At 69.6% G+C, this 16,284-nt stretch carries 10 protein-coding genes and 1 tRNA gene; 1 reads left to right on the top strand and 10 read right to left on the bottom strand.

The annotated features are described in order from the left end of the window. Positions 1-2: 2 nt before the first annotated feature. The 8 genes from uvrA to ABIQ69_RS07960 all read right to left on the bottom strand — a co-directional run bounded on the left by uvrA (position 3) and on the right by ABIQ69_RS07960 (position 13,670). Positions 3-2,891, bottom strand: a complete 2,889-nt coding sequence (uvrA, locus tag ABIQ69_RS07995; RefSeq protein WP_350349827.1) for an excinuclease ABC subunit UvrA — start codon at positions 2,889-2,891, stop codon at positions 3-5. Positions 2,892-3,021: 130 nt separating this feature from the next. Then, positions 3,022-5,088: an excinuclease ABC subunit UvrB gene (gene uvrB / locus ABIQ69_RS07990; RefSeq protein ID WP_350349826.1), complete on the bottom strand. Its 2,067-nt coding sequence runs from the start codon at positions 5,086-5,088 to the stop codon at positions 3,022-3,024. Between the two features lie 108 nt (positions 5,089-5,196). Continuing rightward, on the bottom strand, positions 5,197-5,811 hold the full coding sequence (gene coaE, locus ABIQ69_RS07985; RefSeq protein WP_350349825.1) for a dephospho-CoA kinase: 615 nt from the start codon (positions 5,809-5,811) through the stop codon (positions 5,197-5,199). Positions 5,812-5,910: 99 nt separating this feature from the next. Further along, positions 5,911-7,362: a 30S ribosomal protein S1 gene (rpsA, locus tag ABIQ69_RS07980; RefSeq protein WP_350349824.1), complete on the bottom strand. Its 1,452-nt coding sequence runs from the start codon at positions 7,360-7,362 to the stop codon at positions 5,911-5,913. Positions 7,363-7,505: 143 nt separating this feature from the next. Further along, positions 7,506-8,483, bottom strand: coding sequence for a DUF1731 domain-containing protein (locus ABIQ69_RS07975; RefSeq protein WP_350349823.1), 978 nt, complete (start codon positions 8,481-8,483; stop codon positions 7,506-7,508). Between the two features lie 40 nt (positions 8,484-8,523). Beyond that, the gene (locus ABIQ69_RS07970) at positions 8,524-10,197 is read right to left on the bottom strand and encodes a DUF885 domain-containing protein (RefSeq protein WP_350349822.1); all 1,674 of its coding nucleotides are present in this window, start codon (positions 10,195-10,197) and stop codon (positions 8,524-8,526) included. Between the two features lie 82 nt (positions 10,198-10,279). After that, entirely contained in the window at positions 10,280-12,967 is a 2,688-nt protein-coding gene (gene polA, locus ABIQ69_RS07965; protein ID WP_350349821.1) for a DNA polymerase I, read from the bottom strand. A gap of 97 nt (positions 12,968-13,064) precedes the next feature. Beyond that, complete coding sequence (locus tag ABIQ69_RS07960; RefSeq protein WP_350349820.1) at positions 13,065-13,670, bottom strand: response regulator; 606 nt, start codon at positions 13,668-13,670, stop codon at positions 13,065-13,067. Between the two features lie 36 nt (positions 13,671-13,706). On the opposite strand from ABIQ69_RS07960, the gene ABIQ69_RS07955 reads away from it, so the two are divergent. Next, a tRNA-Leu gene (locus ABIQ69_RS07955) sits at positions 13,707-13,789 on the top strand. A 46-nt stretch (positions 13,790-13,835) separates the two neighbouring features. Here the strand turns inward: ABIQ69_RS07955 and ABIQ69_RS07950 are convergent. Together ABIQ69_RS07950 and pyk are read right to left on the bottom strand one after the other, a co-directional pair. Then, positions 13,836-14,714, bottom strand: coding sequence for an alpha/beta hydrolase (locus ABIQ69_RS07950; protein ID WP_350349819.1), 879 nt, complete (start codon positions 14,712-14,714; stop codon positions 13,836-13,838). Between the two features lie 119 nt (positions 14,715-14,833). Then, positions 14,834-16,249 (bottom strand): pyruvate kinase, encoded by a 1,416-nt coding sequence (gene pyk / locus ABIQ69_RS07945; protein ID WP_350349818.1) that lies wholly within the window; start codon positions 16,247-16,249, stop codon positions 14,834-14,836. Positions 16,250-16,284 lie beyond the last annotated feature (35 nt).

Raw genomic sequence — 16,284 nt, 5'->3', positions numbered from 1 at the left:
CCTCAGCTGGCGACCTCGGCGCGCTCGTGCGCGTCGAAGATCTCGCGGAGGAACGTGCCCGTGTGGCTGTCGGGGTGGTCGGCGACCTGTTCGGGGGTGCCGGTCGCGACGATCCGGCCGCCGCCCGAGCCGCCCTCCGGCCCGAGGTCGATGAGCCAGTCGGCCGACTTGATGACGTCGAGGTTGTGCTCGATGACGATGACGGTGTTGCCCTTGTCGACGAGCTTGCCGAGCACCTTCAGGAGCTTTCGCACATCCTCGAAGTGCAGGCCGGTGGTGGGCTCGTCGAGCACGTAGACGCTGCGGCCGTTGGATCGTCGCTGCAGCTCGGTCGCGAGCTTCACGCGCTGCGCCTCGCCGCCTGACAGGGTCGTGGCGCTCTGCCCGAGCTGCACATAGCCGAGTCCCACATCGACGAGCGTCTTCAGGTAGCGGTGGATCGCCGAGATCGGCTCGAAGAAGTCGGCCGCCTCGCTGATCGGCATCTCGAGCACCTCGGCGATGTTCTTGCCCTTGTAGTGCACCTGCAGGGTCTCGCGGTTGTAGCGCTTGCCGCCGCAGACCTCGCACGCGACGTAGACGTCGGGCAGGAAGTTCATCTCGATCTTGATGGTGCCGTCGCCCGCGCAGGCCTCGCAGCGCCCGCCCTTGACGTTGAAGCTGAACCGGCCGGGCAGGTAGCCGCGGGCCTTCGCCTCGGTGGTCTCCGCGAACAGCGTCCGGATCCGGTCGAACACGCCGGTATAGGTCGCGGGGTTCGACCGAGGGGTCCGGCCGATTGGCGCCTGGTCGACGTGCACGACCTTGTCGAGCTGGTCGAGGCCGTTCACGCGACGATGCTTGCCCGGGACCTTCCGGGCGCCGTTCAGCCGGTTGGCGAGCACGCGGTAGAGGATGTCGTTCACGAGCGAGGACTTCCCCGAGCCCGAGACGCCGGTCACGGCGGTGAACACGCCCAGCGGGAAGTCGACCTCGACGTTGCGCAGATTGTTCGCCGACGCCCCTTCGACGCGGATGACCCGCTCGGGGTCGATGGGACGACGGCGGGACGGCACGGCGATCTCGCGTCGACCCGACAGATAGTCGCCCGTGAGGGACGCCGTGTTCTTCAGCAGATCGGCGTAGGAACCGGAGTGCACGACCGTGCCGCCGTTGACGCCCGCTCCCGGCCCGATGTCGACGATCCAGTCGGCGGTGCGGATGGTGTCTTCGTCGTGCTCGACCACGATGAGGGTGTTGCCGAGATCGCGCAGCGCGACGAGCGTATCGATGAGCCGGCGGTTGTCTCGCTGGTGCAGGCCGATGCTCGGCTCGTCGAGCACGTACAGCACTCCCGTGAGGCCTGAGCCGATCTGCGTGGCGAGACGGATGCGCTGCGCTTCACCGCCCGAGAGCGTCGCGGCGGCGCGTGCCAGGTCGAGATAGGCGAGGCCGACGCGGATGAGGAAGTCGAGCCGCACCTTGATCTCGCGGAGCACCTGCGCGGCGATCGCCTGCTCGCGGTCGCTGAGCTCCAGTCGGTCCATGAAGGAGCGCGCATCGGTGAGGCTGAGCTGCGCCACGTCGGCGATGCTGCGGTCGTGGATGAGCACCGACAGCACCTCGGGCTTCAGTCGCTTGCCGTCGCAGACGGGGCACGGCACCTCGCGGAGGTACTCGGCCCACCGGGCGCGCTGCACATCGGTCTCCGCCTGCACGTACTGCCGTTCGATGTAGGGCACCACGCCCTCGAAGCCCGAGGTGTAGCTCATCTCGCGGCCGTAGCGGTTGCGCCACTTGACCTTCACCTCGAAGTTGTCGCCGCGGAGCACGGCGTTGCGCGCCGTCTCGTCGAGCTGCTCCCATGGGGTGTCGAGCGAGAACCGGAGGTCGCGCGCGAGGCCGTCGAGGAGCTTCTCGTAGTAGTTGTAGAGGCTCTTGCCCTGCGAGGTCCACGGTAGGATGACGCCCTCGGAGATCGACAGCGACGGGTCGCCGAGCAGCAGGTCCTCATCGACCGACATCCGCGTTCCGAGCCCTGAACACTCGGGGCACGCGCCGAACGGGGCGTTGAACGAGAACGTGCGGGGCTCGATCTCGGTGAGCTGGATCGGGTGCTGGTTGGGGCAGGAGAGCTTCTCGGAGAACGTCTGCCACGCCGCGTCGCCCTCGAGGTCGACGTAGTTGATCTGGACGAGCCCGTCGGTGAGACGCAGCGCAGTCTCGAGGGAGTCGGTGAGCCGGCCGAGGATGTCGGGCGAGGCGACCAGGCGGTCGATGACCACCGAGATGTCGTGCTTCACCTGCTTCTTCAGCGTCGGCGGCTCGTCGAGCCGGACGAGCTCGCCGTCGACGACGGCCCGGGTGTAGCCCTGCGCCGCGAGGTCGCGGAACAGGTCGACGAACTCGCCCTTCTTCTTCGAGACGACGGGGCTCAGCACCTGGAAGCGGGTGCCCTCATCGAGCTCCATCAGGCGGTCGGCGATCTGTTGGACGGTCTGCTTCTCGATCCGGGCGCCGCAGACCGGGCAGTGGGGCACGCCGATGCGCGCCCACAGCAGACGCATGTAATCGTAGATCTCGGTGATGGTGCCGACGGTCGAGCGCGGGTTGCGGTTGGTCGACTTCTGGTCGATGGAGACCGCCGGGCTCAGACCCTCGATGAAATCCACGTCGGGGCGGTCGACCTGGCCGAGGAACTGTCGGGCGTAGGCCGACAGCGACTCGACATAGCGGCGCTGGCCCTCGGCGAAGATCGTGTCGAACGCGAGCGAGGACTTGCCCGACCCGGACAGGCCCGTGAAGACGACCATCGCATCGCGCGGGACCTCGACGTCGATGTTCCGCAGGTTGTGCACGCGGGCGCCGCGAACACTCAGGCGGGCATGGGCATCGAGACGTGAAACTGGCACCCTACGAGTCTACGGAGGGCCACCGACACGAGGCCCGCCGTCGGACGCGCTCTCAGCGAACATACGTTCGATGCACAGCCTCAGCCCCGCTCGTCCGCGAGTTCGCTGCTCGTTCCGACCCCGGCGCTGATCAGGAGAGGTGACCCGCCTTCTCCATCTGCCTGAGCTCGCGCTTCAGCTCCTGCACCTCGTCGCGCAGGCGGGCCGCCAATTCGAACTTCAGTTCGCCGGCGGCGACCAGCATCTGATCGTTCAGGTCGCGGATGAGGTCTTCCAGCTCGTTGCCGCCGGCCGACGCGATGCCCTCGCGCTTCAGGTTCGGCACCGGCGCCTTCTTGCGGGCGTCGCGCCCCGCGAGCAGCGCCGCGGTGTCGGCCTCCTCGCGGGCGAGCACATCGGTGATGTCGGCGATGCGCTTGCGGAGCGGCTGCGGGTCGATCCCGTTCACGCGGTTGTATTCGAGCTGTCGTTCGCGCCGGCGGTTCGTCTCGTCGATCGCGTTCGCCATCGAGTCGGTCACGACGTCGGCGTACATGTGCACCTGCCCCGAGACGTTCCGGGCCGCGCGGCCGATCGTCTGGATGAGCGAGGTGGAGGAGCGCAGGAAGCCCTCCTTGTCGGCGTCGAGGATGGCCACGAGCGACACCTCGGGCAGGTCGAGGCCCTCACGGAGCAGGTTGATGCCGACGAGCACGTCGTACACGCCGGCCCGCAGCTCCGTGAGCAGCTCGACTCGGCGCAGCGTGTCGACATCGGAGTGCAGGTACCGCACCCGCACGCCGGCCTCGGTGAGGAAGTCGGTGAGCTCTTCAGCCATCCGCTTGGTGAGCGTGGTGACCAGCACGCGCTCGTCACGCTCCGCGCGCGCGCGGATCTCCTCGAGCAGGTCGTCGATCTGCCCCTTGCTGGGCTTCACGACGATCTCGGGGTCGACCAGCCCAGTGGGGCGGATGATCTGCTCGACCACCCCGTCGGCGATGCCGAGCTCGTACCGACCCGGCGTCGCGGAGAGATACACCGTCTGGCCGACGCGGGCCTTGAACTCGTCCCACTTCAGCGGTCGGTTGTCGAGCGCGCTGGGCAGCCGGAATCCGTGCTCGACGAGCGTGCGCTTGCGCGACGAGTCGCCCTCGTACATCGCCCCGATCTGAGGCACCGTCACGTGCGACTCGTCGATGACCACGAGGAAGTCGTCGGGGAAGTAGTCGAGGAGGCAGTGCGGCGGCTCCCCCGCCGACCGGCCGTCGATGTGCCGGGAGTAGTTCTCGATGCCCGAGCAGAACCCGATCTGCTCCATCATCTCGAGGTCGAAGGTCGTGCGCATCCGGAGCCGCTGTGCCTCGAGCAGTTTGCCCTCGCGCTCGAGCTCCGCGAGCCGCTCGTCGAGCTCGTCGCGGATCGTGCCGATGGCCCGCTGCATCACGTCGGTGCTCGCGACATAGTGCGACCCGGGGAAGACCGGCACCGCGTCGAGCTTGGCGACGACCTCGCCGGTCAGCGGGTGCAGGCTGTAGAGGGCCTCGACCTCGTCGCCGAACATCTCGATGCGGATCGCGAGCTCCTCGTAGACGGGGATGATCTCGATCGTGTCGCCGCGCACGCGGAACGTGCCACGAGAGAAGTCGACGTCGTTGCGCTGGTACTGCATGGACACGAACTTGCGGATGAGCCAGTCGCGATCGACGCGCTGCCCGACCTGCAGCGGCATCATCGCCGACAGGTACTCCTCCGGGGTGCCCAGGCCGTAGATGCAGGAGACCGTGGAGACCACGACGACGTCGCGCCGACTGAGCAGGGAGTTCGTCGTGGAATGGCGCAGCCGCTCGACCTCGGCGTTGATCGACGAGTCCTTCTCGATGAAGGTGTCGGTCTGCGGGACGTACGCCTCGGGCTGGTAGTAGTCGTAGTACGAGACGAAGTACTCGACGGCGTTGTTCGGCATGAGCTCGCGGAATTCGTTCGCGAGCTGCGCCGCCAGCGTCTTGTTGTGCGCGAGCACGAGCGTCGGCCGCTGCACCTGCTCGATCAGCCAGGCCGTCGTCGCCGACTTGCCGGTACCGGTCGCGCCGAGCAGGACGACGTCGGTCTCGCCGGCGTTGATCCGGCCCGCGAGTTCGGCGATCGCCTGCGGCTGGTCACCGCTCGGCCGGTACTCGCTGACCACCTCGAACGGACGGACGGAACGCGTGGCCTGCATATCGTCAAGTCTAGGTTCGGCCACCGACACCCCGGCCCGAGTTCGCTGCCAGCGACCATCCGCGGTGCGAGCGACCGCAGGTCTCCCGCCGGCCGCCCGTGCGCGCCGCTACGAGGTGCGGCGGCGCTCCTCGGTGATCCGCGCCCAGAGCGCGTCGGTCTGGCTCATGGTGTGCGCGAGCGATCCCGACGTGTCGATCACGACGTCCGCGATCTTCCGGCGCTCCTCGTCGTCGACCTGCGCGTCGACCCGCGCCTCGGCCTGCACCGGGTCGAGGCCGCGCTCCTCGACGAGCCGCTTGACCTGCTCCCGCCGCCCCGCGCTGGTCACCACGATGAGATCGAACGGGTGGTCGACGGATGCCTCGACCAGCAGCGGAACGTCGTAGACCACGACGGCATCGGGGTCTTCCTGCTCGGCCTTCGCGATGAGCCGGCCCGACAGTTCGCGGACGGCCGGGTGCACGATGCCGTTCAGCCGCGCGCGCGCCGCATCGTCGGCGAAGACGATCTCGCCGAGCTTCTCGCGGTCGAGCGACCCGTCGGAGCGGAGGATGTCGCTGCCGAACGCCTCGACGACGGCCGCGAGCCCCGGCGTACCGGGCTCGACGACCCGGCGCGCGAGCTGGTCGGCGTCGAGGTGGATGGCGCCGTGCTCGTAGAGCCGGCGGGCGACGGTGGACTTGCCCGACGCGATGCCGCCGGTGAGGCCGATGAGGTACACGCCGACAGCCTATCGGCGGAATCGCGCCGATGAGACACCGAAGGCCGGCCCCGACTGGGACCGGCCTCCGGAGGTCGTCGCGTCTGTCGACGCGGGCGACTAGTTGTTGCTCGAGAGCTTCTCGCGCAGCGCCGCGAGCGACGCGTCGTCGGCGAGGGTGCCGCTCGACGCGGACTCGCTCGTGTACGACGCGGAGCCGCTGCCGAACGAGTCGTCGGCGGCCTGAGCGGCCTGCGACGCGGCGACCTGCTTCTTGTGAGCCTCCCAGCGGGCCTGGGCGGCGGCGTACTGCTGCTCCCACTCCTCGCGCTGGGTCTCGAAGCCTTCGCGCCACTCGTTCGTCTCGGGGTCGAAGCCCTCAGGGAACTTGTAGTTGCCCTGCTCGTCGTACTCGGTGAGCATGCCGTAGAGCGCCGGGTCGAACTCGGTGCCCTCGGGGTCGACGCCCTCGTTCGCCTGCTTCAGCGAGAGCGAGATGCGGCGACGCTCGAGGTCGATGTCGATGACCTTGACGAAGACCTCTTCGCCCACCGACACGACCTGCTCGGCGAGCTCGACGTGCTTGGCCGAGAGCTCCGAGATGTGCACGAGGCCCTCGATGCCGTCCGCGACGCGCACGAACGCGCCGAACGGAACAAGCTTGGTGACCTTGCCCGGTGCGACCTGGCCGATCGCGTGGGTCCGGGCGAAGACCTGCCACGGGTCCTCCTGCGTCGCCTTGAGCGACAGGGAGACGCGCTCGCGGTCGAGCTCGACGGAGAGCACCTCGACGGTGACCTCCTGGCCGACCTCGACGACCTCGCTGGCGTGCTCGATGTGCTTCCACGAGAGCTCGGAGACGTGCACGAGGCCGTCCACGCCGCCCAGGTCGACGAACGCACCGAAGTTGACGATCGAGGAGATGACACCCTTGCGGATCTGGCCCGGGTGCAGGTTCGCGAGGAACGTCGAACGCGACTCGGACTGCGTCTGCTCGAGCAGCGCGCGGCGCGAGAGCACGACGTTGTTGCGGTTCTTGTCGAGCTCGAGGATCTTCGCCTCGATCTCCTGGCCGAGGTACGGCGTGAGGTCGCGGACGCGGCGGAGCTCGATGAGCGACGCCGGGAGGAAGCCGCGGAGGCCGATGTCGACGATGAGGCCGCCCTTGACGACCTCGATGACCTGGCCGGTCACCACGCCGTCGGACTCCTTGATCTTCTCCACGTCGCCCCAGGCGCGCTCGTACTGCGCACGCTTCTTCGACAGGATGAGTCGGCCTTCCTTGTCCTCCTTCTGGAGAACGAGGGCCTCGACGGTGTCGCCGACGTTGACGACCTCGCTGGGGTCGACGTCGTGCTTGATGGAAAGCTCGCGGGAGGGGATGACACCCTCGGTCTTGTAGCCGACGTCGAGGAGGACCTCGTCGCGGTCGATCTTCACGACGGTGCCCTCGATGAGGTCGCCGTCGTTGAAGAACTTGAGCGTCTTCTCGACCGCGGCGAGGAAATCGTCAGCAGATCCGATGTCGTTGATCGCGACCTGCTTGGGCGCCTTGGTCGTTGCGGTGGTCATGTAGTGGTTGCTCCGAAAGGACAGAATCAGGCCCATCGCAAAGGTCGAGCGTGTGTTGGTTCCGCGATGGGCATGCGGACAGGGATGTCACAAGAGTGACGTTCCATCCTAACGGAGAGCGCGCTCCCCCGGCAACCGCGATCTCAGATGGCGACGTCGCGACGGGGCGCGGCGCGGCCCAGGATGTTTCCGAGGGCCGGCTCCAGCTCCGGGAACCGGAACGCGTACCCGGCCTCGAGCAGCCGCTCGGGCGCCACCCACCGGCTCTTCAGCACCAGCTCGGTCTCGGTCCGGATCGCCGCGGCGCCGAGCTCGAGCATCCACCGCGGCGCCGGGAGCCTCACCGGGACGCCGAGCGTCTGCCGGAGCGCGCGCATGAGCGTGCGGTTGTCACTCGCGCCCGGTGCGCTGACATTGAACGCGCCCGCGAGGTCGTCGCGCCCCCGGAGGAAGTCGATGGCGCCCGCGACATCCTCGAGATGCACCCAGCTGAATCGCTGCCGGCCCCCGCGGGCGCCGAACTCGTGCACGGTGCCCGCCGCGCGCCGGCGACGGGTCGCGGGCCAGCGGCCGTCGACCTGCGGGCCGCCGAGCCCGGAGCGCGCGAGCCGACGCATCGGGACGATCACGCCGCCCTTCCCCAGCACGATGGCCAGCCGCAGAGCCACCCGGCGGGTGCCGGGCAGCTCCCCAGCGAAGAACTCCCGCTCCCAGGCCTTCGCGACCTCGACCGAGAATCCGGTCCCGAGCTCGCCGGTCGACTCCGTCATCGGTCGGTCCTCGGCGTGCCGGTAGATCGTCGCCGTCGAGGAGTTGAACCACACGGGCGGCGGCTGCGACACCGCCGCCACCGCCTCGCGCAGGGTCGCGGTGGTCTCCGACCGGGAGCGGAGGATCTCCGCGCGATTCGCCGCGGTGTACCGGCAGTTCACACTCCGGCCCGCGAGGTTCACGAGGACGTCGGCGCCGTCGAGGAGACGGCGGATCGCGTCGGCGTCCGACCACGAGGCATCCGCCTCGCCCCGCCCGATGGTGACGACGCGGTCGCCTCGTGCGCGGTGACGCGCGACGAGCGAGCGGCCGATGAAACCGGAGGCCCCGGCGACGACGACGGTGCTCACGCGCGCGACGTTCGCGCGCGTGAGCTCACCGACGTCGCCGTCATCCGAGCAGCGCCGTGCGCAGGGTGTCGAGGCCGACGCCGCCGAGGTCGAGCGCACGCTTGTGGAACGACCGGATGTCGAAGGCAGCGCCTTCGCGGCGGCGCGTCTCGTCGCGCAGCTGCTCCCAGATGCGCTGGCCGACCTTGTACGACGGCGCCTGTCCGGGCCAGCCGAGGTAGCGGTTCACCTCGAACCGCACGAACTCGTCGCTCATCGCCACGTTGCGTCGAAGGAAGTCGAACGCGTCATCGCCCGTCCAGTCGCCGTGGCCGTCGGGATGGGGCTTGCCGAGGTGGACGCCGATGTCGAGCACGACGCGAGCCGCGCGCATGCGCTGCCCGTCGAGCATGCCGAGCCGGTCGGCGGGATCGTCGAGGTAGCCGAGCTCCTGCATGAGCCGCTCGGCGTAGAGCGCCCAGCCCTCGGCGTGACCCGACGTACCGGCGAGCTGGCGCCGCCACGTGTTCAGCATGGCGCGGTTCACGACCGCCTGGCCGATCTGCAGGTGGTGCCCCGGAACGCCCTCGTGGTACACCGTCGTGAGCTCGCGCCAGGTGTCGAACTCGGTCACACCCTCGGGTACGGACCACCACATGCGCCCGGGGCGGGAGAAGTCGTCGGTCGGGCCGGTGTAGTAGATGCCGCCTTCCTGCGTCGGCGCGATCATGCACTCCAACGTCCGGATCTCGGCCGGGATGTCGAACTGGGTCGCTCCGAGCTCTGCGACCGCCCGGTCGCTCGTCTCCTGCATCCAGCGCTGCAGCGCGTCGGTGCCGTGCAGCTTCCGCGACGGATCGGCCTCGAGGTGCGCGATCGCCTCGGCGACCGATGCGCCGGGCAGGATCTCGCGAGCGATCGACTCCTGCTCGGCGACCATCCTCGCAAGCTCCTCGATGCCCCACTCGTAGGTCTCGTCGAGATCGACGACGGCGCCCAGGAAGTGCCGCGACCGGAGCGCGTAGATCTCCCGCCCCACGGCGTCGCGTTCGCCGGCCCGCGGCGCGAGCTCGGTCTCGAGGAAATCGGCGAGGCGCTCGTAGGCGGATGCGGCACCGGCGGCCGCCCGCTCGAGGTCGGCCGCGAGAGTGGCGGGCAGCTTCGCGTCGCCGGCCGTCGCGCCGGCGGCGAACTCGACGAAGAACCCGTCGGGTCGCGCCTGCCGGCGAGCCTGTGCCGCCACCTCGCGCACCTGCCGGATGGCGGGGACGACGCCGCGCTCCCCGCCGAGGCGCAGCGTCGCGACGTAGCCGTCGACGGCGCGGGGCACCTCACCCAGTCGGGCCGCGATCGTCTCCCAGTCGTCGACGGTCTCCGTGGCCATGAGGTCGAACGCGTCGCGGATGTCTTGGGCCGGGCTCGCGATGACGTTGAGGTCGCGCAGGTGCAGCTGCGCGGCATCCTCCTCGAGCGCGAGCTCGAGCTCGCTGCCGAGATCGGTCGCCGTGACCAGGTCGACGGCATCGACCGGCTCGATCGCCCGGATCGCGGCGAGGGCGTCGCGCGTGGCCTGCACGACCCGCTCGTGGCCCTTGGGCGAGTAATCGGGCAGGCGCCGATCGGCCTCCCGGCGGCCGATGTAGGTGCCGATGGTGGGGTGCAGGTCGACGACGGTGTCGACCCATTCCTCGGCGACGCGGTCGATGTCGGACGGGGTGCGGGGTTCGGCAGACATGGACCCGACCCTATCGCCCGGCACCGACGCCCCGGCGACCGCCCCGCCCGGCGCGGGTGGAACGAGGCCGTCGGGCTCGCGCTCAGTGCGCGGCGTCGTCCCAGCTGGCACCTCGGCCGATCTGCACGTCGAGGGGCACGAGCAGATCTGCGGCGTGCGCCATCCGGTCGCGCACGATCCGTTCGACCTCGTCGGACTCGCCCGGCGCGACCTCGAAGATGAGCTCGTCGTGCACCTGCAGCAGCATTCGCGAGCGCAGACCCGCCTCGGACAGGGCCTGCTCGGTCTGGCTCATCGCCAGCTTGATGAGGTCTGCCGCGGAGCCCTGGATCGGCGAGTTCAGCGCGGCACGCTCGGCGTTCTCGCGGAGGACGCGGTTCGGGCTGTTGAGGTCGGGGAAGGGCCGGCGACGCCCGAAGATCGTCTCGGTGTAGCCGTCGATGCGGGCCTGCTCGACCACGCCGCGCAGGTAGTCGCGCACGGCGCCGAACCGCTCGAAGTAGTCCTTCATCAGCTGCGTCGCCTCGGCTCGGTCGATGCGCAGCTGCTTCGAGAGGCCGAACGCGCTGAGACCGTAGGCGAGACCGTAGGACATCGCCTTCACCTTGGTGCGCATGAGGGGCGTGACATCCGCCGGATCGACCGAGAAGACGCGTGCTCCGACGAACCGGTGCAGGTCTTCGCCGGCGTTGAAGGCCTCGATGAGCCCGGGATCGCCGGACAGGTGCGCCATGATGCGCATCTCGATCTGCGAATAGTCGGCCGTCAGCAGCTCGGCGTAGTCGGGACCATGACGGAACGCCTCGCGGATGCGCCGGCCGTCCTCCGTGCGGATCGGGATGTTCTGCAGGTTGGGATCGTTGCTCGACATGCGCCCGGTGGCCGCGCCGATCTGCCCGTAGGTCGTGTGGATGCGCCCGTCGGAGCCGATGGCCTTGTCGAGCGCGTCGACGATCTGGCGGAGCTTGGTGGCGTCGCGGTGCTCGAGCAGCAGGCCGAGGAACGGGTGCGGATTCGAGTCCTGCAGGTCGGCGAGGGCGCTCGCATCCGTGGAGTACCCGGTCTTCGTCGCGCGGGTCTTCGGCATGCCGAGCTGGTCGAAGAGCACCTCCTGCAGCTGCTTCGGCGAGCCCAGGTTCACCTCGCGACCGATCTCGGCGAACGCCGCCGCCGCGAGACCGGCGGCGCGCTCGCCCAGCTCGGCCGACAGCTCGGCGAGCCGCGCGTGCTCGACGGTGACGCCGCGCAGCTCCATCGCGGCGAGGACGGGCACCAGCGGGATCTCGATGTCGGCGAGCACCTGGCGGGTGCCGTCGCTCATGGCCGCGAGCACCGCCGGTGCGAGGCGCAGGCTGTACCAGGCGAGCTCGGGCGTACCGGCCGCCTCGCCTTCGAGCGGCACGAGCTGAGCCGGGTCGCCCTCGGGCAGCTCTTCGCCGAGATATCGACGGACGAGGTCGGCGAGGGTCTTCTCCTGGAGGTTCGGCCGCACCAGCCAGCCGGCGAGGAGCGGATCGACCACCAGGCCGTCGAAGGCCAGGCCGGAACGCTCGAGCGCCTTCAGCTGCCCCTTCGCGTCGGTGATGATCTTCGGCGAGGTGCTCGCAAGCCAGGCCTCGAAGGGCGCCAGCTCGTCGCGACCGGGCTGCCACTGCACGTCGATCGTCTCCGTGCGAGTCGCGACGCCGGCGCCGATGACCTTGCCGTCGAGGAGCTCGAGGTGCAGGCCGAGGCCCGCCGGCTCCGCCTCGATGGCCCGCGCCAACCATGCCGCGAGCTCGTCTCCCGCGAGGCGCGCCGCCGTGGGCGCCGCAGGCGCGGGAGCTGCCTCCGCCGACGGGCCATCCGCCGGGACGGCCGGCGCCGCGGGCGCGTCCGCGCCCTGGACCAGCTTCGTGATCCGGTCGAGCAGGGTGCGGAACTCGAGCCGCGCGAAGACGGGTCGCACGGCCTCGAGATCGATCGGCTTCGCCTCGAGGTCGGCGAGCTCGACCTCGAGCGGCACGTCGCGCACGAGGCGATTCAGCTTGCGGTTGCGGATCGCGTGCTCGCGGTGGTCGCGGAGGTTCTGGCCGACGACGCCCTTGATCTCGTCGGCGTGCGCGAGGATGCCGTCGAGATCGCCGTAGAGGCCGAGCCACTTCACCGCGGTCTTCTCGCCGACCTTCGGGATGCCGGGCAGGTTGTCGCTCGTCTCGCCGACGAGCGCGGCGACGTCGGGGTACTGCTCGGGCCTGATGCCGTACCGCTCGATGACGGCTGCGGTGTCGTACCGCTTCAGCTGCGACACGCCCTGGGTGTTCGGGTACAGCAGCGTGACGTCGTCGTCGACGAGCTGGATGGTGTCGCGATCGCCCGAGACGAGGAGCACCTGGTAGCCCTCGGCCTCACCGCGCGTCGCGAGGGTCGCGAGCAGGTCGTCGGCCTCGAAGTCCTCCTTCTCGAGCACCGTGATGCCCATCGCCTGCAGCGCCTCCTGCAGGATCGGCACCTGGCCCTTGAACTCGGGAGGCGTCTCGCCGCGGTTGCCCTTGTACTCCTCGTATTCACGGGTGCGGAAGGAGACGCGAGACTTGTCGAACGCGACCGCGAGATGGGTGGGCTTCTCGTTCGCCAGCAGCAGCAGGAGCATCGAGAGGAAGCCGTGGATGGCGTTCGTGTGCTGCCCGTCGCGGGTGGTGAAGCTGTCGACGGGAAGGGCGTAGAACGCCCGGAACGCGAGCGAGTGGCCGTCGACGACGAGCAGGGTGGGCTTCTGGGGGTCCGACACCATGACAGCCTACAAGCGGCCGCCGACACGTCCCGACGAGACGACGGATGCCGCGACGGAGCATCCGTCGCGGCACCCGGGGTGAGGCGTCGTGCCCCTACTTCTTGGCGGAGAGCTGCTCGATGATCGCCTGCGAGACGTCGCGCATCGTCAGGCGTCGGTCCATCGACGCCTTCTGGATCCACCGGAACGCCTCGGGCTCGGTGAGGCCCATCTTCTCGTTCAGCAGGCCCTTCGCGCGGTCGACGAGCTTGCGCGTCTCGAACCGCTCGACGAGGTCGCCGACCTCGGCCTCGAGCGCGATGATCTGGGCGTGCCGGGCGAGGGCGATCTCGATCGCCGGCAGCAGGTCGTTGGGCGTGAACGGCTTCACGACGTAGGCGAGGGCGCCCGCCTCGCTCGCCCGGTCGACGAGCTCCTTCTGGCTGAACGCGGTGAGGAGCACGACCGGGGCGATGTGGCCCTTCGAGAGCCGCTCCGCGGCCGAGATGCCGTCGAGCTGGGGCATCTTCACGTCCATGATGACGAGGTCGGGGCGCAGCTCGGTCGCGAGCGCGACGGCCGTCTCGCCGTCTCCGGCCTCGCCGACGACCTCGAAGCCGTTGTCACGGAGGATCTCGACGATGTCGAGCCGGATGAGCGACTCGTCTTCCGCGACGACGACGCGCCGAGGCGCCGACTGGGTGGGTTCGCTGTCTGTCACGGCAGAAAGCCTACGGTATTCTGGCCGGGGCCTCTGGCCGGTGTGGCGGAATGGCAGACGCGGAGCACTCAAAATGCTTTGCCCGAAAGGGCGTGTGGGTTCGACCCCCACCACCGGCACCGGAGGCACGCGGCGACCCGGTTCCCGCGTGCGACGGCGGCTCGATCAGCTCTCCCGAGCGCGCGGATGGCGCTTCCCGCGGTGGATCTCGATCACGTGCGCACTCCCCGGCGCCGACGGATCGTCGGCGATCGGCCGGTCGGCCGTGAACGACCGGATCAGGTGCGCGAGCTCCCGAGGATGGCTGAAGTTGATCGCGTGCGCCGCTCCCCCGACGGTGACGACCAGCACGGCGCTGTCGATCCGCTGCAGCACCTCCTCGATGCGCTCCCGCGATGGCATGAGCGGATCGCGATCCCCGATGACGACGAGGGCCGGCACGTCCAGCTCCAGCAGACGCTCGAGCGACGGGTACCTCGTCAGCGACCGGAACATCCGGGCGGTGCTGGCCACGCCGAACCGCAGATAGTCGGGCGCGGCCACGCCGATGAGCGACCCGGGCTCCCGCCCGCCGTCGCGCGCGAGCTGCAGCATGGCCCGCGTCAGCGGTTGGTTGTGCAGGCCGCCTGCCGGCGAGACCAGCACCGCCCGCTCCAGGCGGTCGCCGTGGTGATGCGCGAACTCGCAGATGACGGGGCATCCCATCGAATTGCCGACCAGGGTGACCCGGTCGATGCCCCGGTCGTCGAGGAAGCGCGCCGCCGCGTCAGCCAGATCACGGACGTCGAGCCCGCCGCGCGCCCGGCCGCTCCGGCCGAACCCGGGCAGGTCGGGTACGAGGGTGTGGAACTCGGTGTGCAGCTGCTCCGCCGTCGGCAGCAGATACCGCCCCGAGAGCCCGAACCCGTGCACGTGCATCATCGCCGGCGCGTCCGGCGGCTCCGGCGACTCGCGGTAGAACACGCGGACGCCGTCGATCCTGGTCCATCGCTCCGCGAGCACCGGTGCCCGGCGCCCCCGTCGCGGCTGCGCGTCGACGGCCATGTCCGCATTCTGGCACGACGACCTCCGGCGCGATAGGTGCGCCGACTCCGGCCGGTGCGGACGCCGCGCCGACGACGAGGGCCGGCGTCCGTCGGGACGCCGGCCCTCGGCCGATCGGATCAGAGCACCTCGCCGACCTTGTGCACGCGCACGTCGTTCGTGGTGCCCGGGATGCCGGGAGGCGACCCGGAGATGATGACCACGGTGTCGCCGTCGACGGCGCGGCCCGACTTCTTCAGGACCTCGTCGACCTGGCCGACCATCTGATCGGTGTGGGTGACGCGGTCGACGACGAACGACTCGACGCCCCAGAACAGCGACATCCGGCGGCGGATGGCCTGGTCGGGCGTGAACGCGAGGATCGGGATTCGCGACCGCAGCCGCGACATCCGGCGGACCGACTCGCCCGACTCCGTGAAGACGCAGAGGTACTTCGCGTCGACGAAGTCGCCGATGTCGACCGCGGCGGCGGTGATCGCACCCGACTGGGTGCGGGGCTTCGTGCCGAGCTTCGGCACGCGCTCCAGGCCGTGCTGCTCGGTCGACTCGACGATGCGGGCCATCGTCTTCACGGTGACGACCGGGTACTCCCCCACGCTCGTCTCGCCGGAGAGCATGACCGCGTCGGTGCCGTCGAGCACGGCGTTCGCGACATCCGAGGTCTCTGCGCGCGTGGGCACCGGGCTGTGGATCATCGACTCGAGCATCTGCGTGGCGACGATGACCGGCTTCGCGAGGCGACGCGCGATCTCGACGGCCTGCTTCTGCACGATCGGCACGGCCTCGAGCGGAAGCTCGACGCCAAGGTCGCCACGGGCGACCATGATCGCGTCGAACGCCTCGATGATCTCCTCGAGGTGGTCGACGGCCTGCGGCTTCTCGATCTTCGCCACGACCGGCACTCGACGGCCGACCTCGTCCATGATCTCGTGCACACGGGTGATGTCGGCGGCGTTGCGCACGAAGGAGAGCGCGATGAGGTCCGCACCGAGCTCGAGGCCCCAGCGGAGGTCGGCCTCGTCCTTCTCGGAGAGCGCCGGCACGTTCACGGCCACGCCCGGGAGGTTGATGCCCTTGTTGTTCGACACCGGACCGGCGACGATCACCTTGGTGGTGACGACGACGCCGTCGGTCTCGAGGACCTCGACGCGGACCTTGCCGTCGTCGATGAGGAGGAAGTCGCCGGGCTTGACGTCCTGCGGAAGGCCCTTGAACGTCGTGCCGACGAGCTCCTTGGTGCCGACGACGTCTTCGGTCGTGATCTTGAAGATGTCGCCCTCGGCGAGGTCGTACGGGCCGCCCTCGAACTTCCCGAGGCGGATCTTCGGCCCCTGCAGGTCGACGAGGACGGCGATCGCGCGGCCGGAGTCGTTCGCGGCCTTCCGGACGTTCTGGTAGACGCCCTCGTGCACGTCGTAGCTGCCGTGGCTGAGATTCATCCTCGCCACGTCCACGCCCGCGTCGATGATCGCGCGGATCTGCTCATAGCTCGACGTCGCCGGCCCGAGGGTGGCGACGATCTTCGCTCGTCTCATTTCGTTGTGTGCTCCCAAATGTTCCGCGCCGGAGC

The sequence above is a fragment of the Agromyces sp. G08B096 genome (assembly GCF_040267705.1).
Lineage (GTDB): Bacteria > Actinomycetota > Actinomycetes > Actinomycetales > Microbacteriaceae > Agromyces.
The sequence above is the reverse complement of the archived record's forward strand: the minus strand, read 5'-3'. Positions and strand labels throughout refer to the sequence as shown.

Coding starts and splice junctions, on each gene's coding strand:
- uvrB (WP_350349826.1), bottom strand. CDS start 5,088: ATGCAGGCCACGCGTTCCGTCCGTCCGTTCGAGGTGGTCAGCGAGTAC.
- rpsA (WP_350349824.1), bottom strand. CDS start 7,362: ATGACCACCGCAACGACCAAGGCGCCCAAGCAGGTCGCGATCAACGAC.
- ABIQ69_RS07970 (WP_350349822.1), bottom strand. CDS start 10,197: ATGTCTGCCGAACCCCGCACCCCGTCCGACATCGACCGCGTCGCCGAG.
- ABIQ69_RS07950 (WP_350349819.1), bottom strand. CDS start 14,714: ATGGCCGTCGACGCGCAGCCGCGACGGGGGCGCCGGGCACCGGTGCTC.
- pyk (WP_350349818.1), bottom strand. CDS start 16,249: ATGAGACGAGCGAAGATCGTCGCCACCCTCGGGCCGGCGACGTCGAGC.